The following is a 25,796-nucleotide window of genomic DNA, read 5'->3' as shown; positions in this document are numbered from 1 at the left end:
TTATAAGTCCATGATTCTATGAATTTGTGTACATAACTTACAGGTAAGTATGGTGTATGACGGGAGGGTGGCTATGGCATCAACAAAGCTAGTATTTAACGAAGATGAAGTCCGGCGCCTGCAAACGAAGATCGGCCAAGTGAGTCAGGACACCAATCGGCTATATCTTCAATTGAAGGGCCAGTCCAGTAGCTGGGGCGGTATTCCCATGGGCGATCATCTGGTCAAGGCCCAGGTTCTGATCAATGAATTAACCGTAGAAGCGGAGAAATTAGAGGATATCATCCGTGTCGCCTTGAGAGGCGTATCGGAGCTACAGGAAGAGAATAAGCGGCAGGCGGACAAGCTGACAGGCCAATTTAATCTGTTGCTCGCGGCTTTCGGAAGCTTGGGGCTGCAACCGGCAACCGGACGGCTCTCCATCCCCGATTTTGTGCAGCGAAGTGCGACGAATCTCATCACTTCAATTGTCGCTCTATCGGGAAAAGATGAGCTCAGCAGGGACCCGGTGGTGCAGCAGCTCAGGAATGTCATTCAAACCTCCGGCTTGCTGACCGTAGAAAGTATCGCTGCACAAAGTAAGCTGAACGATATCTTCGCAGCGCGGAATGAGATCGCTAAGGCCCAGATGGCCTTCAAGGTGTATCAGGCGTTCGGCAATCAGGCGCAGATGAAGACAGTTCATGCAAAGGCCGAAGAGTCCCGGCAGAAGCTGGCTTCTCTAGGCGTAGCCAAGATCTACTATGAACCCGGCAAGGATCTAAGCGCCCATTATAAGCAACCAGCGGTCACCGCCTGTGAGTATGATCCGTCAATTACGGCGGACAAGGTTCCATTATTACATAACGAAGACTATTTACTGCTGCTGCGGCTGGCGATGGAGAAGACTGCTGCTGGAGCGTATGCGCGGAGTCAGCTTGCGGCGAAGCGGCAGGAAATTCAGATCGCAGCGGCGCTTAAGCAGGTTCAAGAGCAGATCGAAGCAGAGCGGCGGTTGAGCGGGCCGCCGCTTACCCTGCCGGACGGCACGCCAATTACCGCAGACAACAAGGAAAATGAGACCACCTGGGACTTTTATCAGACGAAAGTCTATGTGCCAAATGAATATCTGACCCCGATGTACACCAGTTATCTAGGGTGGCTGGATAACATGTACGGTCTCACGAAATGGGAGAGCAAGGTCCGTCGGTCGGGAGATGTGGTACTGGCTTTTGCCGAAGGATTGGTGAAAGAGGTCGTCATGGGCGTGGCGGATACGGCAACCCTTGCCTTCAAACTAGTGGTAGACCCAGTCAAAACTACCACAGAAATGAAGCAGCAAGCGCAATATCTCATCGAGCATCCCGAAGTGCTGGTGGAAGCGGCGAAGATGGCGTATCATCAGTTTGACGAAGGCACCCCGGAAGAGAAGGCGAAAATGCTGGGCTCGGTCGCTTCGATTTTAGTTCCCGGACTCCAGGTCACCAAAGCAGGCAAAGCGGGTAAAGTCTTCGCTGAAGTGGAAGATGTCGTCAGCCAAGCGACGAAGGATGCTCTGCAAAGGATCAAGCAAAAGCTCCCGGATCTGGGACGGGCAGTGCAGACGCCGGAAGGGTTTGTTTTCAAGATAGGAGAGCTCCCCGATACTCCAGCCTTGCCGAAGACGTCGGTGCAGCAGCGGTATATGGATGGGTTGGAGGGTGGTGGGGTTGAGGGGACGGGTAAAGCTGGACCAATAAAAGAAGTTGAAATTGTTGATCGCACTGGAAAACCGATTGGCGAATTTGACGAGATTGACTTGAAAAATGGTGTTTTCTATGAGGATAAAGCAGCGAAGGGGCTTGATGTCATCAATCCAAAAACTGGATTACCTGCTCAAACACCTCAGCAATTTACAGATAAACAAATACTGGATAAAACTAGAAAAAGAATAAATAATATTGCAGAAGCTACAGCTACACGAGCTACTAAGAATGGGACTCCAGATGTGCCTTTGTTAGATCAAATAAAAGACATCCGGAAATTCATCTTCAGATTAGATGGAGATACTCCTGATTTAAGGCAAGCTGTTGAGAATAGCTTGGAACAATTAAGAAAAGAATTTCCTGGTTACACTTTTGATGCATTGTTTGGAGGGAAAAAGTAATGTCAATTAGTGTTATGGTTTTAGATGCAAAAGATGAGTTTGAAGAGAAATTTCTTATTCCTGTTGCTGCTGAGTCTTTCTTCAATGAATGTTGGGAACCAGCAATCGAACAATTAGGATTAAAGTGGACTAAAGTATTTTCCGTTGGGATCGATTTAGTTGAAGAAGATTTTCCATTTGTTTTAGAAGAATTATCAAAAATAAAAGAATGGGCGAAGGAGAACTTACCTGACGAAAAGAAGATAAAAATTATTGAAAGAATCGAATTGATTGAGACTGAAGTGCCTATTGCTTTTAGCCATCGAGATGGAATAATAATTTTTATTGGGTAAACTTTAAAAGCTCTCTTCCACTTGAACAATGAGTAGGAATGAGCTTTTTTTGCATGTTCAAGGTCTCGTAACTGAAGAAGAACTGAATACTTTTCTTTAGATTTTGAACTATATGTCTAGAGTATATATTGGCTGTACCTTCTTAAGTAATCATTCTCACTCAGTTTGTATAAGCAATATACCTAAAATCCTGCAACCCTGACTGAACTTTAAAGCCTTATGATGAGGGAAGCAATGAAATATAATGATGATATTAGAACAATTGGAGGAGCAGAGGGCAGGAGATGGCCAGCACCAGGAGCTCGGCGGGGAAGTTGAAAAGAGGGTTTTCTGATTTCTATCAGGATACGGTTGATGACATCATTAAAGAGAACCGTTCGTATTTCTTTGCTGAGCACTTATTCCAAAATTGAGATATCCCCCCCCCCGATTCCGTTGGTCACATGCACAATGCATTTCGTCCGTTCATCAATATTCTTTTCCTCCCCCCAGACCTTATAATGAGAGCGTGTTCAACAAGTTGTTAGGGGGAACTTTGAAATGGAAGGATTAATCATTGGTTGGTATGGGGCGCTTGCAGGGCTGGCAATAGCCATTATTCTGATCCTTAGAAAATTGAATCCGGTCTACGCTCTATTCCTGGGTGCCATTGCAGGGGCGCTGATCGGCGGAGCCAATCTCGAACAGACCGTGAGTGTTCTTGTAAGCGGTACACAAAGTGTAATGGGCACGGTGCTGCGGGTGCTGGCCGCCGGTGTGCTCGCTGGTGTGATGATGGAGTCGGGTGCGGCTGAAGCCATAGCCCAGGCTATTGTCCGAAAGTTCGGCGGAAGCAAGGCCATTCTGGCCCTCGCGCTGGCAACTATGGTCATTACGGCAATGGGCGTATTCATCCCGGTAGCGGTGCTGATTGTGGCTCCGATTGCTTTATCCGTAGGCAACAAAATGGAGATCTCGAAGCTGGCGCTGCTGCTGGCCTTGTCGGGCGGGGGGAAGGCAGGTAACATTATCTCACCGAATCCGAATACGATTGCTGCTGCGCGCGGCTTTGATCTTGATCTGAGTAATGTCATGCTGGCAGGCGTGATTCCTGCAATCTGCGGATTAATTGTAACCGTTATCTTAGCAACCCTGCTGAAGAAAAAAGGCGTCATGGTTACCACGGCAGAAGCTGCAAACGGTGCAGACAACGCGAATACGGACGCTTACCCGCCGCTCAGCAGAGCTATTGTGGCTCCGCTTGTAGCCATCGTTCTGCTTATGATTAATCCGATCGGCTCCATCTCCGGGATCGAAGCGTTAACCAAGCTTAAGGTGGATGCGCTCTATATTCTGCCGCTGGCGGGGATTATCGGGATGCTGGCGATGGGACAAGGCAACAAGGTGCTGCAATATACATCCTCCGGCCTTAGCAAAATGACTGCAACCATCCTGATCCTGATCGGAGCAGGCGGCATCGCCGGTCTGATCTCCGCTTCCGATCTGTCCGCCCAGGTGGTGCATCTGATTGAGCTGTCCGGGATTTCCGGGACGTTCCTGGCACCGATCTCAGGGATATTGATGGCTGCGGCTACCGCTTCAACATCCACGGGTGTTATAGTCGCTACCGGCTCCTTCGGGCAGGCCATTCTGAATATGGGCACCGCTCCGCTGGCTGCCGCTGTGATGGTTCATACCGGAGCTACGGTCATCGACTCGCTGCCGCAGGGCACTTACTTCCATGTCACGGCGGACAGTATGAAAATGTCAATCAAGCAGCGCATGGGGCTCATCCCGTATGAGGCCATGGTTGGCGGCACGATGACGATTGTGGCTACGCTGGTTTACGGATTTTTACTCTAAGATCAATATTATAGATGAGGTGTGGAAATGAGAGAGAGAACCTTTGTGCTGGCGCCGGATTCCTTCAAGGAGAGCATGACCGCGAAAGAAGTATGTACAGCGATGGAGGCCGGACTACGCAAAATATACCCTGAAGCAACCTACATCCATGTTCCGATGGCTGACGGCGGGGAGGGGACCGTGCAGTCCCTTGTCGACGCTTCGGGCGGAGAGCTTCATGATTTAGAAGTTGCAGGACCGCTGGGACAGCCGGTGACGGCACAATTCGGCATTCTCGGTGACGGCCGGACGGCGGCCATCGAGATGGCTTCGGCCAGCGGCATTCAGCGGGTGGATAAGGCGGAGCGGAATCCGCTGATCACCACCACCTACGGAACAGGCGAGCTGATTCTGGAATGTCTGAACCGTGGTATCCGCAAAATCATCATTGGCATCGGCGGCAGCGCCACCAATGACGGCGGTGCCGGAATGGCCGAAGCGCTTGGCGCCAGATTCCTCGATGAAGCTGGGAGCGTACTTCCGCGCGGCGGCGGCAGCTTGGGGCAACTGGCGAGTGTTGACGTTAGCGGACTTGATGCGAGACTGCAGCAGGTTCAGCTCATCGTTGCCTGTGATGTGACCAATCCGCTCTGCGGAGAGCAGGGGGCTTCAGCCGTATTTGGTCCACAAAAGGGGGCCACGCCCGATATGGTGCAGCAGCTTGACGCCAATCTGGCCCATTATGCGGCGGTGGTGAAGCAGCAGCTTCACAAGGATGTCCGCGACCTTCCCGGAGCTGGTGCAGCGGGGGGGCTGGGCGCGGGTCTAATGATCTTCACGCAGGCAACGCTGCAGAAGGGGATCGAGATTGTAATTGAATACACAGAGCTTCAGCAGAAGCTGGAGCAGGCGGACTTCGTCTTCACCGGAGAAGGCGGGATTGACTTCCAGACCAAATTCGGCAAAACGCCGTACGGCGTAGCCCGCACCGCCAAGGCCAGCGGCAAAAAAGTCATCGCTCTGGCCGGGTATATCGGCGAGGGAATCGAGACGCTCTACGCCGAAGGGATCGACGCCGTCTTCGGCATCGTTCCCGGCGCTTCGAGCCTGGAGAAGCTGCTGGCTGACGGCCCCGCCAATGTCGAGCGGACCTGTGAGAATATCGCCAGGCTGCTGAAGCTAGCCGAATAGAATGTGAGAACAGTGCCCCGGGAATAAAATTTCCCCGGGGCCACTGTTTTGTGGTGGAGCGGCTGAAGGCTGCCTAGTTGTTGCATTGGCCTCTTGATTGGAACAAGTGGAAAAAGAGCATCTAATTCTCACTAATCCGCACATTGGAGGATTTTAGATGGAAAAAGTACAACTGCTGTGCCCGAAACCTGCGTTCGGTGGGGGGCTGGGCTGAATTAAATGCCTTTTTTCCAATTAAATTTCTTAGTGTACAATTCAGCCGGAAAATAGATGTACTTAATCCACCTATGATCGTGCTGAAATTTTAGCTTATAGAAGAAGCACTTAAGAAATTAACAAAAAGCAAAAAGAAGCGGAGGGGAAATTTGGAACTGGAGGAGCGTTAGCGACCGCCTTTGTGTTTGGATTTCTACCGCGAGGAGCGTTTGAAATCAGGAAATCCAAACACAAGAGCGGCCGGAAGTCCAAATGTTCACCGCAGCGACGACCAGGCTTTGAGTTCTAATCGCAAGTGCTTCTTTTATAGTATCTACTTATACAGCGCCAGCAGCTCATGCGTAAGCTCGAAGAGCTGCAGCAGGTTCCTCGGGTCCTTGCCGGTGATGCTCTCGATCCGCTTTAGGCGGTATTGCAGCGTATTGCGGTGGATGTTCAACTGCTCAGCCGTCTGCGAGACGCTGCAATTGTGATTGATGAAGCTGCGGAGCGTCTCCAGCAGATCGGCGGTATCCTCCAGCTTGATCACCGTGCCGGGCTTGTCTGACAGCTTCGCCTGACTGAGCTTCACCAGGAATTCCGCATCCTCGTAGCGGATCGATTGCGCAGCAGGGCGGAGTGCCAGAAGAACGCCGAGAGCAGCTTTGGCTTGGCGGTAGCCCTCCGCGATGCTGGTCTCCAGCCGGCTTGAGGCCAGCAGGAGCTGAGGCTGGTTATACAGCAACTGCGCAATCAGCGGGCTGCAGTCCGGCCGGTTCTGGACCAGGATTACCCACGTATCCCCGTCGAGCTGGAAGGACGGATGCAGGAACAAGAGCTTTGCCTCATCCAGCTCCGGCTGCACATGCTTGAGATAGAGTACGGTGGTCTTCAGCAGAAGATCGATCTGATAGGCCGCGGCTTCTTTTCGCAGCTTCTGGGAGTACGCTCCCTGATGGTCAAGAAGCATCTCCAACAGAGCCTTCTTGCGATTGGCTTCGCTGGCCAGATGCTCCAGCGTATTTCTTTGCTCAATGAGCAGCGATACCGTGGTCCTCACGATATTGCAGAAGGGCCGGACCTCTTCCGGGCTGCCGGAGATGCCGATTACACCTACGCGGGTGTTGCCGATGACAATCGGTTCGTTGGTGCCCTTTTTCTCATATCGCCCGTCCTCCATGACTTCGACCCTCTGCCCGGTGGACAGCGCCTCGACAGCCCCCTGATGAACGGTGCCGACCCTTGCCTTATGCCCACTGCCGATGATGATCCCCTGATCGTTCATGATGTTGATGTTATAGGGGATGTCCATCATCATCTTGTCTACAATCTCCTGCGCCTGCTTCTCCGATAGCTGAAACAACCGGAACGCCCTCCTCGTCTTGAGCGGGTAACCGCCTATATTGCCTCTCAATCACTCATTGTGCATCTGAACAAAATTATAGACCAACCTTCACCGCGAAGAAAGGAGGAACCGCACTAAGAGCCTTGCAAGGAACCTCACGCGAAATTTTACGAGGGAAACGTACAAGCAGCCGCACTAGGAAAAGCACAAAGCACCGCCCAGCACCAAAAAAGCCAGCCCCAATGCGGGCTGACCTTAATAGAAGGGGGGATTGTGAAAAATAAGAATGGATGAGTCCGCACTATAAATATCGCTTACCCTTGGGCAATACCCGCCTGGCTGAAAATCAGCTTCAGCTTTTCCTCATGCTCCGTACTCCATACCCCAGGCGAAGCCAGGCTGAAGGTGGATACCGGAACACCCGACAAGCGGACAGCTTCCTTGATCGAAGCGATGAACGGGTCATCGATGGCATACAGCGCCGGAATCTCAATCAGCCGCTGCTGGAAGGACAGCACTCCGGCTAAGTCCCCCTGCTTGAAGCTGTCATACACGCCGAGCATCAGCTCTGGAGCAAAGTTCGCACTGGCAGCGATCGCCCCGTCTCCTCCGGCAGCCAGCGTGGGCAGCAAATATTCGTCGAAGCCGCAAAAGACGGAGAAGTCCGGACTAACCGCCTTAACCTGCATAATCATCTGGCGGATATGGCTAAGCTGATCCACGGTATCCTTGATGCCGAGTACATTCGGATAATGTGCGGCCAGACGGGCCACGAAGGCCGGAGTCAGATCCTGGCCGGTCATGGCCGGGAAGTTGTACAGCATGAGCGGTACATCGACCGCTTCCAGAACAGCGGCATAATGCGCGAACAGGGCGTCCCCGTTCAGCTTGTAGTAATACGGATTCATAATGACGATGCCGGTAGCTCCATGCTCAGCAGCATGGCGGGAGAGCCGGAGGGTCTCAGGGGCCGTGTTGCTGCCGGTGCCGATCCAGGCAGGAAGACGGCCATTCGTATACTCCAGGCATAGCTCTGCGATCTCTTCACGCTGCTCTGCGGTGAACAGGGTGAATTCTCCGGCCGTTCCAAGGAAGAACAGACCGTGAACCCCTTTGGCGATCAGGCTGTCGATCAGCAGCTTCATTCCGTCACGGTCGAATTTCCCGGCGGAATCCAGAATGGTCGGGACGGGAGGAATGACACCTGCATTCGGGTGGCTAAGTTTCATTTTATTTTTGCCTCCTGGTTTGGTATTATAAACATATGATTATTATAGTGAACTTGGAAGGCTTAATCAATGGATTTATGAGAGGGGAATGAAGGTGTGGACCAGAAGTACTGGGTTCCGGCATTGGAACGGGCTGATCTGATTCTTAAGGCCATCTCAAGACAGACCGGAGCGCTTAAGATGACAGACCTCTGCGAGGAGACCGGCATTAACAAAAGCTCGATGTTCTCGCTGCTGCGCACCATGGAGACTCTGGGGTGGGTGGTGAAGGATGCGGGCGAGAGGTACGTGCTTGGTGCCGGAATCTCCTATTATAATACCGTCTATAATGATTCGCTTAAGCAGAATATGAATCTGGTAGAGCGGTTCCTGGCAGAGTCGGTGCAGAGTGTCAGAGGGGTAGGGGAGACCTTTCAGCTGTCGGTGCTGGACCGCGATGAGATTATTTACCTGGCCAAGCAGGAGGGGCAGTCCCTGGTAAGGCTGGAGTCCAGCCCTGGGATGCGGTTTCCGGCCCATGCGACTGCAATGGGCAAGATGATGCTGGCACTGCTGCCGGAGGAGGAACTGGAGCGGCGTTATCCGGGTAAAATGCTGCCTGCGGTCACTTCCCGCACGCTGACAGACTGGTCTGAGTTCACCGCAGCCCTGGCTGAGATCCGCAAGACCGGCTATGCGCTGGATCAGGAGGAGATTATCCAGGGCATCAGCTGCGCCGCTGCGCCGGTTCTGGATGCCGCAGGAAGGGCGGTTGCTGCGGTGAGCACCTCGATGCTTCAGCACGCATTCGATGCGAAGCGGGAGATTGCGCTGCGTGAGGTGAAGGCGCTGGCGGGGAAGCTCTCACTGTCATAGACATCTGGGCACATTCATTCTGAGGGAGAGAAGGGATTCATATGAAATTGACCGTACAAGAGATTATGAAGGAAGACATCATTGAAGCTGTTCCGGTACATACCGCTGCGGAAGGTCCGGCAGGCCAGCTGCCGATCACCGGGGAGGTGCTGCGGAATGCACCGAGCGGAGAGATTTTTGGGATGACACAGAATGCCGGGATGGGCTGGAATCCGCTGCTGATGAACCGGCCCCAGTACCTGATTCTCGGAACGATGGGCGGTATCCGGCGTGAGGACGGCACTCCGCTGGCACTCGGATATCATACCGGTCACTGGGAGATCGGCGTGATGATGGAGGAGATTGCGGAGGAGCTTACCGCGAATGAGGGGATTCCGTTCGCCGGTTATGTCAGCGATCCCTGTGACGGCCGTTCCCAGGGAACCACAGGCATGTTCGATTCCTTGCCTTACCGTAATGATGCGGCCATCGTGCTGCGGCGGCTGATTCGTTCACTCCCTACCCGCAAGGGTGTGCTTGGCGTAGCTACCTGTGACAAAGGCCTGCCCGCCATGCTGCTGGCCCTTGCCGGTATGCATAAGCTGCCGGGAATTATCGTTCCCGGCGGCGTGACTTTGCCCCCGATAGAGGGAGAGGACGCAGGCAAGGTGCAGAGCATCGGGGCACGGTACAGCAACGGGGAGCTGTCCCTTGAAGAAGCGGCGGATCTCGGCTGCCGGGCCTGCGCGACGCCGGGCGGCGGTTGTCAGTTCCTCGGTACGGCGGCTACCGCCCAGGTCATTGCAGAGGCGCTGGGTATGGCGCTGCCGCACTCGGCACTGTCCCCTTCGGGCCAGCCGATCTGGAAGAATATCGGCCGCCAGTCGGCCCGGGCTCTTCAGCATCTGGACCAGAACGGAATCGTCATGAGCGACATTCTGACAGATCAGTCGATCCAGAATGCGATGGTGCTGCACGCTGCCTTCGGCGGCTCCACGAATCTGCTGCTGCATCTGCCGGCCATCGCCCATGCCGCCGGGCTGAAGGTTCCGACTGTCGAAGACTGGAACCGGGTGAACCGGATGGTTCCGCGTCTCGTCAGCGTGCTGCCGAATGGTCCGGTGCCGCATCCGACCATCCGGGTGTTCCTGGCCGGGGGCGTTCCTGAGGTCATGCTGCATCTGCGGAAGCTGGGACTGCTTGACGAATCTGTACTCACGGTTACGGGCCGGACACTGGGCGAGAATCTGGACTGGTGGGAGAGCTCACAGCGCCGGACGGAGCTGCGCCAGCGGCTGCTGGAAGCGGACGGCGTAGACCCGGATTCCGTGATCATGAGCCCGGAAGAGGCCAAGCGCCAGGGCATGGCGTCCACCATGACCTTCCCGGTCGGCAATCTCTGCCCGGAAGGCGCAGTCATCAAATCGGCCGCGATCGATCCTGCCGTTCTGGACAGCGAGGGTGTATATCGCCATACCGGACGAGTGAAGGTGTTCACCACTGAGCGGGCCGCTATCCGCAGCATCAAGCTGGGCATGGTCCATGCCGGGGATATTCTGGCTGTCATCGGCCGCGGGCCGAGCGGGACCGGGATGGAGGAGACCTACCAGCTCACCTCGGCGCTCAAGCATCTGCCCTACGGCAAATATGTCACGCTGATCACGGATGCCCGTTTCTCCGGCGTATCCACCGGTGCCTGTATCGGCCACATGGGTCCGGAAGCGCTGGCTGGCGGCCCGCTCGGCAAGCTGCGCGATAATGACTGGGTGGAAGTGCGGATCGATACGGTGACTCTGGAAGGAAGCGTGAATCTGGTGGGCGAGGGAGATGAGCCGCTGACCAAGGAAGCGGGAACGCTGATTCTTGCTTCGCGGACACCGCATCCGGGCCTGGCGGTAGACCCGGGTCTGCCGGAGGACACCCGGCTGTGGGCTGCGCTTCAAGCGGCCAGCGGCGGAACCTGGAAGGGCTGTATCTACGATACCGACAAAATCATTGCCTTACTGGAAGCAGGACGGCAAGCATTGGAGGAGAAACTATGAGCCGAAATCTGATTCATAATCCGATTCTGCGCGGATTTCATCCCGACCCGTCGATCTGCCGGGCTGGAGATGACTATTACATTGCTACTTCAACCTTTGAGTGGTTCCCCGGCGTGCGGATTCATCATTCGCGCGATCTGGTGAACTGGCGGCCGCTGACCTATGCGCTGACCCGCAGCTCGCAGCTCAATATGGAGGGGGACCCCGATTCCGGCGGTATCTGGGCACCTTGCCTCACGTACGACAATGGACTCTTTTATCTAATCTATACCGATGTCAAAAGCCGCCAGGGTGCCTTCAAGGATACACCTAACTATCTGGTGACTGCGGAGAATATCGAAGGCCCCTGGTCTGAGCCTGTATACCTGAACAGCAGCGGCTTCGACCCTTCACTATTCCATGATGAAGACGGGCGCAAATGGCTGGTCAATATGCTGTGGGATCACCGCACCGGCCGCAACAGCTTCGCAGGTATTGTGCTCCAGGAATATTCGGTGGAAGAGCAGTGCCTGGTCGGACCGGTTACTCCGATCTATAAGGGAACGGAGCTGGCCCTAACCGAAGGCCCGCATCTGTACCGCAAGGACGGCTGGTATTATCTGATTACGGCTGAGGGCGGTACGCAGTATGATCATGCGGTGACCGTAGCCCGCGCCAAGCAGATTGAAGGTCCCTATGTGACCGCTCCGGTTAATCCGCTGCTGACCTCTGCCGGTAATCCCGAGCTTGCGCTGCAAAAAGCAGGCCATGCCAGTCTGGTCGAGACCCAGACCGGCGAATGGTACATGGTCCATCTGTGCGGCCGTCCGGTCAAGGACAAGTACTGCAATCTGGGCCGGGAGACTGCGATTCAGCGCGTCGAATTCACCGCCGACGGCTGGCTGGCCTTGTCCGGGGGCGGAAACGCTCCATCGCAGACGGTGGAGGGACCGGATCTTCCGGCGCATCCTTTTGCCGCAGCCGCTCCGCGTGACGACTTCGAGGCTCCGCAGCTGGATGTCCGCTGGAGCACGCTCCGCGTGCCGGCTGATGAATCCTGGCTCTCGCTTCAGGAGCGTCCGGGCTATCTGCGCCTGCGAGGCAGAGAATCCATGAGCTCCATGCACCGCCAGAGCCTGGTGGCCCTGCGCCAGCAGGCCTTCCGTTGCAGCGCCGAGACCTCGGTCGACTTTGAGCCGGAGCATTTCCAGCAGATGGCCGGCCTGATCGTCTATTACGATACGAAGGATTACCTCTATCTGCGGATCACTCATGATGAAGTCCTTGGCCGAACTCTGGGACTCATCCGCTCCAAGGATGGAGTCTATGAAGACACTCTGACGCCTGAAGTGCCGCTGCCTCCCGGAGTAAGCGTAGCGCTTAAGGTCGTCATCGACGGCGAGCTCGCCCAGTTCTACTACAAGGTTGGTGAATCCTCCTGGAAGAAGATCGGGCCGGCCCTGGAAATCTATCATCTGTCCGATGACTTCCCGGCCTACATTCGCTTCACCGGCACGTTCATCGGCATGTGTGCCCAGGACCTCAGCGGCACGCTGCATCCGGCGGATTTTGATTACTTTGAGTATCTGGAGCAGGAGTAGAACAGACCCTTCCCCCAGTTGCTTTCAAACACCAAAAAGACCAGGAGCTTTCTCCTGGTCTTTTTGGTGTGATATAGGTGTAGTCCGATGGGCCGGGCGGGCAGCCAAACCGTGCAAACTGTGGAAATGTAGTGCATTAATACCCTTGAATTCCGCAAATTTAGCCGAATCGGGGAGATGAAGAGCATAAATACCCTTGAATTCTCCGAAATGAGCCCATCCGCGGAAATGAGGTGTATTAATGCACTTGAATTCTCCGAATCGAGCTCATCCGCGAAAATGAGGTGTATTTATGCACTTGAATCCCTGACGGCCTGCCCTCCAAACAACCCGGCCTCCAAACGCCCCGCCGGCCCAACCATCCAGCCGCCGGGCCGCCACCGCCCACACTCAGGCCGTGTACTTCTCCAGCGTAGCCCTTACCGCACCCGGACCAGCCAGCATCTCGGTGAACATGCCCTCGATAGTCCCGCCGAGTCCGGCGGCGTACAGGTCCACGCCGAAGATAGCCTGATCCTCCAGCACCGCGCGTACGCCAGCGGCCTTCGCAGCATCCGCGCCCAGTGTAATTCCCGCAAGCCGCGCTTGCAGTGATTCCAGCAGCGGGTCGGAACTGAGCGTGAACGCAGCGCCTTCATCGTTCACGCCCAGCAGATACCGGCACCACGCGGCAATCGCCAGCGGGATGGCCGTTAACTGCGCCGGGTCAAGCTCCTCGCGGCGGATATACGACTTGATCGTCTCGCCGAAGCGGATGCCGACCTTCTGTGAAGTATCGGTGGCGATCCGCTGCGGAGTGTCAGGGATGAACGGGTTGGCGAACCGTTCCTGCAGCACCTCGTCCAGGAATTGCTTCGGACTCAGGATGCCGGGATCAACCACAACCGGCAGGCCTTCCTTGTAGCCGATGGTCTCCACGAGCTTGCGAAGTGTGGCGTCCTTCATCTCATCGGCAATCAGCGTGTAGCCGAGCAGACAGCCGGTAACTGCCAGCGCCGTATGCAGCGGGTTGAGGCAGGTGGTTACCTTCATCGTCTCCACGTTATTAACCGTGTCGCGGTCTGTGAAGATAATGCCCGCTTCCTCAAGCACCGGACGCCCGTTCGTGAACTTATCCTCAATGACCAGGTACTCGCTGATCTCCGCATTAACGAAGGGAGCGGTGTACGTATTCTTGGAGGTAACGATCACATCCATGCCGCCGATTCCCTGCTCCAGCAGCGCCGCCTGAACGGATTCGGACGGGCGCGGAGTGATTTTGTCAATCATCGACAGCGGGAAGGTAATCTTCTGCTCATCCTCAAGGTAGGCTACAAACCCTTCCTCTACAAGACTCTTAGCGGCCCATTCCTTGGCGATGGTAACCATGCCGTTCTTCAGCTTGTCGCCGTTATGCGAGCAATTGTCCATGCTGACGAAGGTCATCGGGTACTGGCCCTTCAGGTAACGCTTGTAGGCGAAGGAAGCCACGATGCTCATGGCATGAACCGGATGCTCCGGCCCGCCGGCAATGTCTTTCTGCACAATGCCAAGATACTGCCCATCAGGACCGGTCAGGGAATATCCCTTCTCTGTAATCGTGAAGCTCGCCATCTGCAGGCTGGGATTCTCGAAAATCTCAGTGAGGCGGCTGTAATCCGCTTCCCTCGTCTTATCTGCGGTGATGCCTTCGACAATGCTGCTGACGATCCGCTTCTGGAAGTCGCCGGCCGCATTCATCAGCACCAATAGAGTCAGATTGTCATAAGGCTTGTAGACCTTGTCGATCATCTCGAAGTCAAAAGTCTCGGCGGCGATAATGCCGGTGTCAGCCTTGCCGCTGTCCAGCAGCTTCTGGTGCGCATTCGCCACAAAGCCTCTGAAAATATTCCCCGCCCCGAAGTGAACCCACTCCGGCTTCGCAAGCGTATTCTGCGCTACCGCTGCGAAATCGAACTGCGGCAGCTCTACCCCTGCGGCTTCCCAGGCTTCCCGGTCCGCGATGCTGCTTCTGCTCAGACTCAGCATTTACTTGGCCCCCTTGACATTCTCCAGGCTGTCCCATACGCCGAGCAGATACATGATGCCCATCGCTCTGTCGTAGAGGCCATACCCCGGACGGCAGTTCTTTTCCTCGCCCCAGAGATGTCTGCCATGGTCCGGACGCACATAACCGGTGAAGCCGCTCTCATGATACGCCTTAACAACCTCTGCAACATCTACGCTGCCGTCACGGCCCCGGTGGGATACCTCAATGAAGTCGCCGTTCTCGAACACCTTCACATTACGGATATGGGCAAAATAAATCCGGTCGTGGAACTCGCGGATCATCGCCGGAAGATCGTTCTCCGGGTTCGTTCCAAGCGATCCGGTACAGAAGGTCAAGCCGTTATACGGGCTGTCCACCATGTCCAGGAAGCGGCGGATCGTATCGCGGCTGCGGATAATGCGCGGCAGTCCGAAGATCGGCCAGGCCGGATCATCCGGGTGAATTGCCATTTTGATATCCACTTCTTCACACACCGGAATGATACGCTCCAGGAAATACTTCAGGTTGTCGAACAGCTTATCCTCGGTAACGTCAGCATACGCCGCGAACAGCTCATCCAGCTTGGCCAGCCGCTCCGGCTCCCAGCCCGGCATCGTGAATTGTCCGGCACCCTTCAGGATGCGGTCTACCATCTCGCGCGGATTGTCGGTAATGGCAGCCTTTTCATAAAAGAGGGCATTCGAGCCGTCCGGCAGCTCCTTATACAGCTCAGTGCGGGTCCAGTCGAACACCGGCATGAAGTTGTAGCAGATGACCTTGACGCCAACCTTGGCCAGCTTGCGGATCGTATCGATATAGATGTCAATGTATTTGTCGCGGGACGGCAGTCCGATTTTGATATCATCATGAACGTTGACGCTTTCAACAACCGCTGTGCTGAAGCCCTTGGCTGTGATCTGATCGGCCACCTTCTGGATGTCTTCCATCTCCCAGACCTCACCGGCCACCTTGTGGTGCAGCGACCAGACGATGCCCATAACGCCCGGGATTTGACGGATGTGGTCAAGAGTGATGTTGTCATTGCCCTCGCCGTACCATCTCCAAGTCATATTCATTGTTATTTTCCTCCTTAAGTAAGATAAGCATAAATACAAATGATAACCTTCCGAAGCCTTGTGACAATTGACCTTACAGAACCTGCGTTACATGTGGCATAATCTTGTATACAAGACTCAATTCGTAATGATCATAGAATATGCGTTCATCTTTGTCAATGAAATTCATATCCCTTTTCTATATAATGGGGGGGAAGAACAATCCCGAACAGAAAGTTGGTCTATTCCATGACTTCCAAAAAAGAAATAATGGCCTACCTCAAGCAGGAGATTCTCTCCCTTGAGCTGAAGCCGGGGGCGATGATCAGTGAGACGGCTCTGTCCGAGCGCTTCCAGCTGTCGCGGACGCCGATCCGTGATGTGCTGAAGCAGCTGTCCCTGGAGCAATATGTCGATATTTATCCCAAAAAAGGCAATCTCGTATCCTACATAGACCTGGAGTCCGTGGAACAGATTATCTATCTGCGCAATGTGCTGGAGAAGGAGATTATGAAGTCGCTGGCCGGGAATATCCCGCTAAAAGGGCTGCATGAGCTGAGGGACAACCTTGCGCAGCAGCAGAAGTGTATTGAGCAGGCGGAGGGAGCGGAGGTGTTCCTGCAGCTCGATGACCAGTTCCACCGCACGATGTTCGGTCTGGCCGGGCGTGAGTTCCTGTGGGGGGTGCTCCAGCAGTTCAATGTGCACTACATCCGCTATCGCAAGCTGCATATGCTGAAGGACGAGAAGCTGGCGGCGATTCAGCAGGAGCATCAGCAGCTGCTGGATTATATTGTGAAGGGGGACACCGCCGGGATCGACGAGCTGCTGCACCACCATCTGCGGGCGGATATCGACTCCAAGAACCTCCAGGAGCATTTCGCCACGTATATCAAAAAATAGGGCTGGCCTTCATCAAGCACCGCCCGCAATAGCGCATAAAGCCCGCCCTCATCAACGATGAAGGCAGGCTTTTACTAAAAATATAAGAACTTATAGGTTGCACACGATAACTTATCCTTCTATTTCTCGCTGAAACGGTACCGTCCTTTAAAAGGACGGCGAAGCCGCTTCTACTTGATATAAAGCCGTACAGGCTCCGCGCTCTGCCTAGCTCCTGCCCTCGCGGTATTCCCGCGGTGACTGGCCGCTCCAGCGCTTGAACTGTCTGCTGAAATGGGCGATATCGCGGTAGCCGAGCAAGCCGGAGATCTGGCTGACGCTCAGGCTGTGGTCACCCAGCAGCACCTTGGCTTCATGCAGCATCTGCTCCGACAGGTAGACGCGGGGGGAGAGGCCGAATACCTGACGGAAGACACGGTAGCAGTGCGAGGGGCTGATCCCCAGCTCAGCGGCGATGTCGTCAACGCCATAATGGCTGTCATAGGGCACCTCCTGCGTGAACTGCTGATAGACCAGGCTCTGGAGGCGGCTGCGGATCTGGTGGGCCAGCTCGATCCGCTCATAAGTGCCCGGGGAGGAATTGTCAGCCTCCAGGGAGAAGACCTCCCAGAGCTGGGCGAACAGCTCGAAGACGGCAGACTGCAGCCTCATGCGCTGGGAGATCGTGATGCTGCCGGAGCCGGAGGTGGAAATCTCCACCAGCCTGCTGAGGAGCGGTCCCAATCTGTGGGCAACATTGCTCTCTGAGGTGAATAATACATGATTCAGCCGGCTGAGAAGTGAAATGAACAGCTTGTCATCAATATCGAAATGGATGCAGAAATAGGTGAAGGCCCCGCCGTTTCCGCTGCGGCTGGAGTGGATGTCGCCCGGCCTCAAGAGGACCAGATCCCCGGCGTGTTGAAGGTAGCTGTGGTTGTTGACGGTGAGCAGCTGCTCTCCTTCAAGCACATAATTGAATTCATATTGGGGATGGGCGTGCTGCGGATAATCCCATTCCCCGCTCACCTTGCGCAGATGCATGCCGAACAGGTTGAGCGTGGTTTTCACATCCGGGATGATAGTTTCACTAAGGCTTTGCCCCGGGACCGGCGGTTCAAAAGCTGCAACCAATAGGATCGCCCCCTGATACTTTGCGTTCTCATGATAGGGATGTTCAGGCTGTGTGCCTGTTTTATCCGAAATATAAGAATTTATATGTTGCACACGATAACTTATCCTTCTATTTCTCGCTGAAACAGTACCGTCCTTTAAAAGGACGGCAAAGCCGTTTCCACTTGTTATTAGTATACAGGATTCTGCTTGATTTGGGTAAATATTAGCGTGATTTGACAATGTTCCGGGGCTGCGGCTGCGTGGTAGGATGAACCTGAATGAAATCTAGTATACAAGATGTATGCAGAGGAGATGTGGACATGAGACAACAATCCGGGAATGAGTATGCTGCACAATATGACAGCGGATACAATGCGTGGCTAAGCTATCCTAAGCTTCAGCAAGGCCCCCTATATAAGCAATATGCGAAATGGTGCGGGGCGGTATCCGTTACAGAAGCCGGGGAGACCATCCAGGCTGCACTTCAGGAATGGACAAGAGGCATTGCCTCGCTATTGGACCTTGAGGCTGTCTCCAAGCCGCAGCCGGAAGATTTCGGTGTGGCCTTCGGCACCTTCACGGGTGATCATCCACTGATCCAGGGTGTGTTCGAGGACAAGACCGTCCAAGCTGTAGGAGCAGAAGGGTTCGCCATCCGAACCAGCCAGTCCCTTAAATGCATCGCTGTAGGGGCTTCCTCCCAGGCAGGTGTGTTATACGGCGTCTTCCATCTTTTGCGCCTGATTGCCAGCGGCAAGGACATTGAGAATCTGGATGAAATAGTGAATCCTGTGAATTCGCTGCGGATGATTAATCACTGGGATAATTTCGACGGCAGTGTGGAGCGCGGCTATTCCGGCAGATCCTTCCTGTATGAGAATAACCAGTTCACGAAGGATATGGACAGAATTACAGACTATGCGCGGCTGATGTCTACCGCCGGCATTAACGCTATAGCGATCAACAACGTGAACGTTCATGCGCTGGAGACGCTGTTTATCTCTACTTATCTGCCGGATGTGGCCAGAATCGCTGATATCTTCCGCATCTATGGCATCCGCCTGTACCTGTGCGTGAACTTCGCCGGACCTATGCATGAAGGGGAAGTAGGCACCGCTGATCCGCTGGATGCCGGCGTGAGGGAATGGTGGAAGTCGAGAGCCGCAGACATCTATGCTGCTATTCCCGATTTCGGCGGCTTCGTGGTCAAGGCCGATTCGGAGAACCGTCCCGGCCCGTTCACTTATGGACGGAACCATGCAGACGGGGCCAACATGCTGGCGGAAGCCCTGGAGCCTTACGGCGGCATCGTGATCTGGCGCTGCTTTGTATACAACTGCAAGCAGGACTGGCGTGACCGCAAGACGGATCGGGCCAGAGCGGCCTACGATCATTTCAAGCCGCTTGACGGCCAGTTCCATGATAACGTCATTCTGCAGATCAAGAACGGCCCGATGGATTTCCAGGTCAGAGAGCCGGTATCTCCGCTCTTCGGTGCCCTGGAACGGACAAACCATGTGATCGAATTCCAGATCGCCCAGGAATATACCGGACAGCAGCGCCATGTCTGCTATCTCGTTCCGCAGTGGAAGGAGATTATGGAATTCGATACGCAGGCCAAGGGCGGTCCGGCCCCTGTTAAGCGGATCGTTGACGGATCGCTGTGGGGCAACCGCCTGAGCGGAATTGCGGCGGTATCCAATGTGGGCAATGACAAGAACTGGACCGGCCATCTGCTGTCCCAGGCGAATCTCTACGGCTTCGGCCGGCTGGCCTGGAATCCTGAGCTGAGTGCGGAGGAAATTGCGGCCGAATGGATCGCCTTGACATTCGGCACGGACACAGCGGTTGCCGGAGTGATCAGCCGGATTTTGCTGGACTCCTGGGAGATCTATGAGTCTTATACATCGCCGCTTGGCGTAGGCTGGATGATCAATCCCGAGCATCACTACGGCCCGAATGTGGACGGCTATGAATATTCAATGTGGGGCACCTACCACTATGCCGATCATCAGGGAATCGGCGTAGACCGGACCGTGGCGACAGGCACAGGGTACAGCGCCCAGTATATGGGCAGCAACGCCGTACGTTATGATTCCCTGGAGGAATGCCCGGATGAGCTGCTGCTGTTCTTCCATCATGTGCCGTACACTCATGTGCTGCATTCCGGCAAAACCGTGATCCAGCATATTTACGATACGCATTTCGAAGGGGCAGAGCGTGCCGAAGGGCTTCTGGACGCATGGGGCGGACTGAAGGGCAGCATCGCAGAAGGCCTGTACACTCAGGTGGAGGAACGCCTTAAGGGGCAGGCGGCTCATGCCAAGGAATGGCGTGACCAGATTAATACGTATTTCTATCGCAAGAGCGGAATTGCAGATGCATTAGGCCGGACCATCTACTAAGGGAGCGTCTGCATTCCGGACGGCCCTGGCCTGTCTTTTGACAGGCCAGGAACTCATTTGGCTAACATCGAGGAGGAGTAGATCTCATGACACTGACTTTCAGTGATGTGATGGAGCACTTGAATGCAGGGGTACAGCTGCCCGTGAATACGGTGGATAAGCTTACGCCGGACGCTGCGGGAACAGAAGTGCAGGGAATCGTGACTGCCTTCGCCGCTTCGCAATATGTGGTGGAGCAGGCGGCCCGGCTTGGCGCCAATCTGGTGATCACGCATGAAGGTGTATTTTATAGCCACCAAGGACAAGAGAGTGCGCTGGAGCAGGATTCCGTCTACCAGGAGAAGTCTGCACTGATTACAAGCAGCGGGGTAGGCATCTACCGCTTCCATGACACGATACACCGTTATACGCTGGACGGAATCGTGGAAGGACTGTTGAAGGAGCTGGAATGGGAAGCGTATGTGGAGCGGCATCTACCTGAGGTGTCGATCCTCTCCATTCCTGAGATGACCGTTTCCGGGGTTGCAGAGTATCTGAAGCAGAAGCTGAATATCCCTTATGTCCGCGTTGCCGGGAACCTCTCCGCCACCTGCTCCAGAGCGGGAGTACTGGTCGGCTACCGGGGAAATGGCCATTCGGTCATCCCGATGTATGAGCAGGAGTCGCTTGATCTGGTCATCGCCGGTGAAGGCCCCGAATGGGAGGTGCCTGAGTATATCCGCGATGCGGTCCGGCAGGGCAAGGACAGGGCGCTCATCATGCTGGGCCATGCCGAGAGTGAAGCGCCGGGAATGAAGCTGCTGGCAGAGCGGCTGAGCCTGCAATTCCCGGAGGTGCCGGTGCATTACATTCAGGATCAGCCCGTGTTTCAAATCCTATAATTAGCATAGCTTAGAGATATCCCGAACCGCCCGCCACGGCTGTTTGGGATATCTCTTTGTACTTGTTTCGGAAACTATGATTTCCTCCTATTGTAGATAAGATATGTATAGATTTGGGGATAAGTATTCTTTGAATAAATTGTAGAATGACTTTGGTGCTGAAGGTATGCTTAGAACTGAATAGCAATTGGCTGGTACAGCGACACACGGACCGAATGTATGTGGAAAACAGCATACATTTGCTCGCAAGCAGGCACACGGACCGAATGTATGTGGAAAACAGTATACATTATGTTCGCAAGCAGGCACACGGACCGAATGTATGTGGAAAACAGTATACATTTGCTCGCAAGCAGGCACACGGACCGAATGTATGTGGAAAACAGTATACAGCACAGGGTTCTATAAACGCGACTAATATAATAACGCTACTGACATAACGTTGTCAGTAGCGTTTTTTATATGTTTTGGGGTCCCCGCAAAGTACCTGAGTTATCATCGAAGCTAAATCCTCACTTTGTGGGGTTATTTCATCAGGGGCAGTCCTGCCTCCGCCGCTCATTCTCCGCCAGAATATCCTTGATGGTGTTAGCGTCCTTCTTATCGGCAATCAGGATACCTTCGGGACCGGCTATGGCTACTATGCCGGAGACACCAATGACATGCAGCGGCACCTCCAGCTCGTTAATAATATGACTGTTCCCGCATTCTCCCCATAGCCCGCCTACTCCAATGACCTGTGAGGGCAGCCGGGCTGTCAGCGTATCCCAGCTTCCCAGGTCGGACCATTCCCCTTCATGCCTTACGACAACCGCTTTGGTGCTGCGTTCTGCCACTTCCTTGTCGAAGCTGCGGACCGCAAGCCCTGGATACTGCGCGGTTAATGCTGTGATTTCCACAGGCAGCCCCAGCCGTTCCAGATGCTCCAGCAGGAAGCCGAGCCGCGCAGCGAACACCCCGCAATTCCATAAGGCCTTCTCCTGCATCAACTCCAGGGCTTTAACTTTATCCGGCTTCTCTGCAAAAGATAGTACCGGAGCATACCCGCCATCGTCCTCCTGTGCCGGGACGATATAGCCGTATTGCTCTGAGGGATACGAGGGCCTCGTTCCAAGCAGGAGGAGTTCGGCCTCAGAATCGGCCAGAAGTGCCTCGAATTGATGGAACTGGCGGAAGAAATCATCATCCGCATACATGTCGGCCGGAGCGATACAGATGACGTCCTCCGGCTGTGCCTTTCCGGTGGCAAGCAAGTGCAGCGCGCCGAACGCGGCAGCAGTAAAGGTGCCGCGCTTGCACGGCTCACCGATTACCGGATATTTACTCCCGGTGTACCGCTGTAGGAGGGCTACCTGCTCCTGATGGGCCACAAGCAACAGGGATTCATCCAGTCCGGCCTGACTGAGCTGACGGCATACCCGCCCGATCATGGATTCTGTGCCCCCGCCCGGTGCAGGCAGGAGCTGCAGGAACATCTTGGAGCGGATGCTGCCGGACAGGGGCCACAGCCGCTGGCCGGAGCCGCCGCACAGAAGAATAGTATGCATCACGTTTCTTGCCTCCTTAAGGCTTGCCCGGAGTGGAGTATCCCTTGCGCTGGTGGAAGGAGAGCGAACGGTAAGACCCGGCGTACTTCCGGATTTGCGCCTCAGTCAGCGAGCCCGCCGGGGTCTTCAGCGCTTTATTATTGGCATTCTTGAGCAGCACAGAGGTACGGTTTGCGCTGTACACGTAGTTGGCATAAGTCTCGAATTCGGAGAAGCCGAACTGCCGCTTCTTGTTGATAGAGTGTAGAATAGCCGCGTGCCAGGACATGCCGTGGCGGGCTGCTATTTTTCGTTTGAGACTGGCCAGCTTCGCAGAATCAAACAGCATGTAGTGGGTCACGAACGACTTGGGCGAAGGGGCAGGGGCACCGAGCAGCTTGCGGTAGGTGCGGAAATATTCAGGCTGGCTCCAGTTGCGGCAATAGAAGATGCTTTTCCCGCCGGCACGGAAGCGATGGGGACGGATGAGCACCGTATCTGCATCAATGACCAGGAAATACTTCTCACGGCACACCTGATCCCCATTCATCTTGAGCAGCTGCTGATACAGCCAGCCTGACCGGTTCCAGCGGGAGGAGGAATAGCGGATCGCTTTTTTGGTGAACGGGAGGACGGTGGTTTCATTGACGAAGACGCAAGCTTTCCGGGAGCACAGCTGTCTGATTCTACTATTCTCCGGCGAGACAATATAGATATTGCTGATAGAATGCTGGACATAACGGCGAAGACTATCAATCACATAAGGGAGGGTGGCGAGATCCTTTTCGATAGCAGGAATCAGGACATCAATCGGTGGAGCGCTTGAGGTTACACTTACAGCAGCAAGGGACATAGATTCATCTCCATACATATATTGACATTTGATCGTCTTCACTAGCGTATGCCTGCTGAGCTGCTATGGAGAGGGCAATTATCCTGCACAAGTTAATCTTTCTATACGGGGCAAATGATATATTCCACGGCACCTCCGGCGGCATAGGATGCAGTGAATATGTAATTTTATGTTAAAACGGAGCGGTGGCTCCCATCCCGGACAGGAGAGTGCATAAGTGACAGCCAAAAAGGTTCAGTCAGGTCAGAGCAAATGGTATAAGACACAACTACTGCTTAAGAACGAGACAATCAAGGCTTTCATCCCCGATACCCGGAGATTTAACCGGCGTAATCTGGAGCAGATGATACATGGCTATGGAATGATCTATATCAAGCCGGAACGGGGAACGTATGGCATGGGTGTGATCCGCGCGGAGCGGAAGGACCGGCAGGGATATATGTATCAGTATGAGGAGACCGTGCGCCGGTTCGCTACGTTTGAGGCTTTTCATCACAGTCTGGCGACAAGAATCGGGAAGAGGAGCTATCTGCTGCAAAAAGGTATCCACCTGCTGAAGCATCACGGGCGCCGTTTCGATATCCGGGTGATGGTGCAGCTCAGTCCCAAGGGCGTATGGGAAGCTACGGGGATTATCGGCCGGCTCGGGCACCCGCGCAAAATTGTGACCAATTATCACAGCGGCGGCAAACCGACCGCAGTGGAGCATTTGCTCTCCACCCATCTGTCTGCGCAGCAGCTTGTGCAGCTTAAGGGGGAAATGAACCGGCTGGGCACACGCATAGCGCGGCAACTGAAAAAGACTTATCCGCACCACCGGCAATTCGGTGTAGATGTCGGACTAGACCACTCACTGAAGCCGTGGATCATTGAAGTGAATATGAATCCCGATCCCTATATTTTTAATCAGCTGAAGGATAAATCCATGTACCGCAGAGTAATGCGGTACCGGCGTTTGGGCTTGACCAAATAATACGATATGCCAAAGGAAGGCCTGCCAAGCTGTGCAAGGCCTTTCTTCGGCATAAGGCTGTGATGTGTAATCTTACTCCGGCATAGCTAAATCCCGCTGTCTTATAGTAAAATAAGATAAATTCAAATACATAGAAGTTATTGTATGCTGAACCAGCTTATGCTTGCGTCCGGCGGGCAATAATGAGCAGAAAAGGCGGCTGAATATAGCTAATGAGAAAAAGTGTTGTATTTAAAGCGGTTTCATGTTACTTTATAGTCAATAAAAACGTTTTTATCAAAAAGGAACATTGATATGGCTAAGATAACGATCAAAGATGTCGCACGGGAAGCCGGGGTCTCCATCTCCACGGTCTCCAACGCCCTGAATGATGTGGATGTGCTGAGCCCGGAGACCAAAGCCCATATTCTGAAGGTGGCCCAGCGCCTGAATTACGTGCCGAATCTGAACGGTAAGCTGCTGAAATCAGGGACCACGAAGATGCTGGGGTTCTTCACGACAAGTGTGTCCGGTCCGTACTTCTACAAGCTGGTAGAATCCATGTCCCGTCAGTGCGACCGCCTGGGCTATGGCCTGAATGTATTCGTCACCAAGGACAAACAAGTCATTATGAGCAATATCCTCGGACGGCGGGTGGATGGCGTCATTATCTATGAGGAGCTGGGCATCGACGAGCAGGACATTGCCGCTATGAAGAAAGACAAGATCAAGGCGGTGTTTCTGGACCGGGTGCTGGAGGATGAAGGGATGGGCAGCATTATCTTTGATTCCTACGAATCAGGCTATGAGGCTACGAAGTATTTAATCAGCCTGGGGCATAAGCGGATTGCCTATATCTCCGGCGTGGATACGATGTTCGACAGTGTGCAGCGGAAGGAAGGCTATCTGGCCGCGCTGCGTGAATACCAGCTTCCGGTGGAGGAGGATTTTATCCTTCAGGGGTATTTCGAGGAGGACAGCACCTATAATGCCGTGAAGTCTTACCTCCGTCTGCATCCCGCGAGCGTCCCTGACGCCTTCCTGGCCGGCAATGATATCAGTGCCATGGGCTGTATTCAAGCGCTCAAGAGCTATGGGTATGAAGTGCCGCAGGATGTCAGTGTGATGGGCTTCGATGATATTGATATCGCTCCTTATTATTCGCCGCCGCTCACGACGGTAAGGAATCAGATTGCAAGACAGGGCATGCTGGCGATTGATCATCTGGTCCGCATGATTCAAGACAAGGAGCAGGGCGCAGCACAGAAGCTGCAGGGCGAGCTTGTCGTAAGAGGCTCAAGTCATGTGAAGCTGGAGCGGAAGGACCGCAGATAGAGGGCAGCGGGTGAAACTGATTTTACAGGAGGGGGATTTTTTGCGCCAAAATAAAAACGTTTTTATTGCCTTGAGCAACCATTTGAGCA

19 protein-coding genes are annotated in these 25,796 nt (G+C 54.3%); 12 read left to right on the top strand and 7 right to left on the bottom strand.

All coding sequences use genetic code 11. From position 1 onward, the window contains the following. The first annotated feature begins 73 nt into the window (after positions 1–73). The 4 genes from MKY86_RS20860 (at position 74) to MKY86_RS20845 (ending at position 5,469) form a co-directional block, all read left to right on the top strand. Positions 74–2,125: a hypothetical protein gene (locus MKY86_RS20860; protein ID WP_340827405.1), complete on the top strand. Its 2,052-nt coding sequence runs from the start codon at positions 74–76 to the stop codon at positions 2,123–2,125. Continuing rightward, positions 2,125–2,457, top strand: a complete 333-nt coding sequence (locus MKY86_RS20855) for a hypothetical protein (protein ID WP_076081231.1) — start codon at positions 2,125–2,127, stop codon at positions 2,455–2,457. The genes MKY86_RS20860 and MKY86_RS20855 overlap by 1 nt, the downstream gene beginning before the upstream one ends. Before the next feature lie 540 nt (positions 2,458–2,997). Then, on the top strand, positions 2,998–4,299 hold the full coding sequence (locus MKY86_RS20850) for a GntP family permease (protein ID WP_076081229.1): 1,302 nt from the start codon (positions 2,998–3,000) through the stop codon (positions 4,297–4,299). Positions 4,300–4,326: 27 nt separating this feature from the next. Next, the gene (locus MKY86_RS20845; RefSeq protein ID WP_076081227.1) at positions 4,327–5,469 is read left to right on the top strand and encodes a glycerate kinase; all 1,143 of its coding nucleotides are present in this window, start codon (positions 4,327–4,329) and stop codon (positions 5,467–5,469) included. A 529-nt stretch (positions 5,470–5,998) separates the two neighbouring features. On the opposite strand, the gene MKY86_RS20840 is transcribed toward MKY86_RS20845, so the two are convergent. Next, positions 5,999–7,027, bottom strand: coding sequence for a CdaR family transcriptional regulator (locus tag MKY86_RS20840; protein ID WP_076081224.1), 1,029 nt, complete (start codon positions 7,025–7,027; stop codon positions 5,999–6,001). A 296-nt stretch (positions 7,028–7,323) separates the two neighbouring features. Further along, entirely contained in the window at positions 7,324–8,238 is a 915-nt protein-coding gene (locus MKY86_RS20835) for a dihydrodipicolinate synthase family protein (protein ID WP_076081222.1), read from the bottom strand. Between the two features lie 96 nt (positions 8,239–8,334). Here MKY86_RS20835 and MKY86_RS20830 point away from each other — a divergent pair, with 96 nt between their 5' ends. From MKY86_RS20830 to MKY86_RS20820, 3 genes are read left to right on the top strand one after another with little or no spacing between them, the layout of a single operon-like run. Next, positions 8,335–9,093: an IclR family transcriptional regulator gene (locus tag MKY86_RS20830; protein ID WP_076081220.1), complete on the top strand. Its 759-nt coding sequence runs from the start codon at positions 8,335–8,337 to the stop codon at positions 9,091–9,093. 41 nt (positions 9,094–9,134) lie between these two features. Beyond that, the gene (locus tag MKY86_RS20825; protein ID WP_083685421.1) at positions 9,135–11,114 is read left to right on the top strand and encodes a YjhG/YagF family D-xylonate dehydratase; all 1,980 of its coding nucleotides are present in this window, start codon (positions 9,135–9,137) and stop codon (positions 11,112–11,114) included. Further along, complete coding sequence (locus tag MKY86_RS20820; RefSeq protein WP_076081218.1) at positions 11,111–12,694, top strand: glycoside hydrolase family 43 protein; 1,584 nt, start codon at positions 11,111–11,113, stop codon at positions 12,692–12,694. The genes MKY86_RS20825 and MKY86_RS20820 overlap by 4 nt, the downstream gene beginning before the upstream one ends. Positions 12,695–13,084: 390 nt before the next feature. On the opposite strand, the gene MKY86_RS20815 is transcribed toward MKY86_RS20820, so the two are convergent. Both MKY86_RS20815 and uxuA read right to left on the bottom strand, forming a co-directional pair. Further along, a complete protein-coding gene (locus MKY86_RS20815) occupies positions 13,085–14,701 on the bottom strand; it encodes a mannitol dehydrogenase family protein (RefSeq protein WP_076081216.1) in 1,617 nt (538 codons plus the stop codon). Beyond that, on the bottom strand, positions 14,702–15,778 hold the full coding sequence (uxuA, locus tag MKY86_RS20810; protein ID WP_076081214.1) for a mannonate dehydratase: 1,077 nt from the start codon (positions 15,776–15,778) through the stop codon (positions 14,702–14,704). It lies immediately after the preceding gene. Between the two features lie 228 nt (positions 15,779–16,006). On the opposite strand from uxuA, the gene MKY86_RS20805 reads away from it, so the two are divergent. After that, positions 16,007–16,660, top strand: a complete 654-nt coding sequence (locus MKY86_RS20805) for a GntR family transcriptional regulator (protein WP_076081213.1) — start codon at positions 16,007–16,009, stop codon at positions 16,658–16,660. A 207-nt stretch (positions 16,661–16,867) separates the two neighbouring features. Here the strand turns inward: MKY86_RS20805 and MKY86_RS20800 are convergent, their stop codons facing one another. Then, entirely contained in the window at positions 16,868–17,773 is a 906-nt protein-coding gene (locus tag MKY86_RS20800; protein WP_076081211.1) for an AraC family transcriptional regulator, read from the bottom strand. Between the two features lie 302 nt (positions 17,774–18,075). Here MKY86_RS20800 and MKY86_RS20795 point away from each other — a divergent pair, with 302 nt between their 5' ends. Together MKY86_RS20795 and MKY86_RS20790 are read left to right on the top strand one after the other, a co-directional pair. Continuing rightward, positions 18,076–20,160, top strand: coding sequence for an alpha-glucuronidase family glycosyl hydrolase (locus MKY86_RS20795; protein ID WP_076081209.1), 2,085 nt, complete (start codon positions 18,076–18,078; stop codon positions 20,158–20,160). A gap of 86 nt (positions 20,161–20,246) precedes the next feature. Then, positions 20,247–21,041, top strand: a complete 795-nt coding sequence (locus MKY86_RS20790; RefSeq protein ID WP_076081207.1) for a Nif3-like dinuclear metal center hexameric protein — start codon at positions 20,247–20,249, stop codon at positions 21,039–21,041. A gap of 533 nt (positions 21,042–21,574) precedes the next feature. Here MKY86_RS20790 and MKY86_RS20785 read toward each other — a convergent pair. Together MKY86_RS20785 and MKY86_RS20780 are read right to left on the bottom strand one after the other, a co-directional pair. Continuing rightward, positions 21,575–22,588, bottom strand: a complete 1,014-nt coding sequence (locus MKY86_RS20785) for a sugar phosphate nucleotidyltransferase (protein WP_076081205.1) — start codon at positions 22,586–22,588, stop codon at positions 21,575–21,577. A gap of 16 nt (positions 22,589–22,604) precedes the next feature. After that, positions 22,605–23,420 carry a DUF6492 family protein gene (locus MKY86_RS20780; protein ID WP_076081203.1) on the bottom strand — a complete coding sequence of 272 codons (816 nt, stop codon included), beginning with the start codon at positions 23,418–23,420 and terminating at the stop codon, positions 22,605–22,607. A 217-nt stretch (positions 23,421–23,637) separates the two neighbouring features. On the opposite strand from MKY86_RS20780, the gene MKY86_RS20775 reads away from it, so the two are divergent. Both MKY86_RS20775 and MKY86_RS20770 read left to right on the top strand, forming a co-directional pair. Next, positions 23,638–24,393: a YheC/YheD family protein gene (locus MKY86_RS20775; RefSeq protein ID WP_076081201.1), complete on the top strand. Its 756-nt coding sequence runs from the start codon at positions 23,638–23,640 to the stop codon at positions 24,391–24,393. A gap of 294 nt (positions 24,394–24,687) precedes the next feature. Further along, a complete protein-coding gene (locus tag MKY86_RS20770; protein WP_076081199.1) occupies positions 24,688–25,707 on the top strand; it encodes a LacI family DNA-binding transcriptional regulator in 1,020 nt (339 codons plus the stop codon). Positions 25,708–25,796: the final 89 nt, after the last annotated feature.

It is taken from the genome of Paenibacillus sp. FSL R7-0333 (assembly GCF_038000365.1).
GTDB lineage: Bacteria > Bacillota > Bacilli > Paenibacillales > Paenibacillaceae > Paenibacillus_AQ > Paenibacillus_AQ silagei.
The sequence above is the reverse complement of the archived record's forward strand: the minus strand, read 5'-3'. Positions and strand labels throughout refer to the sequence as shown.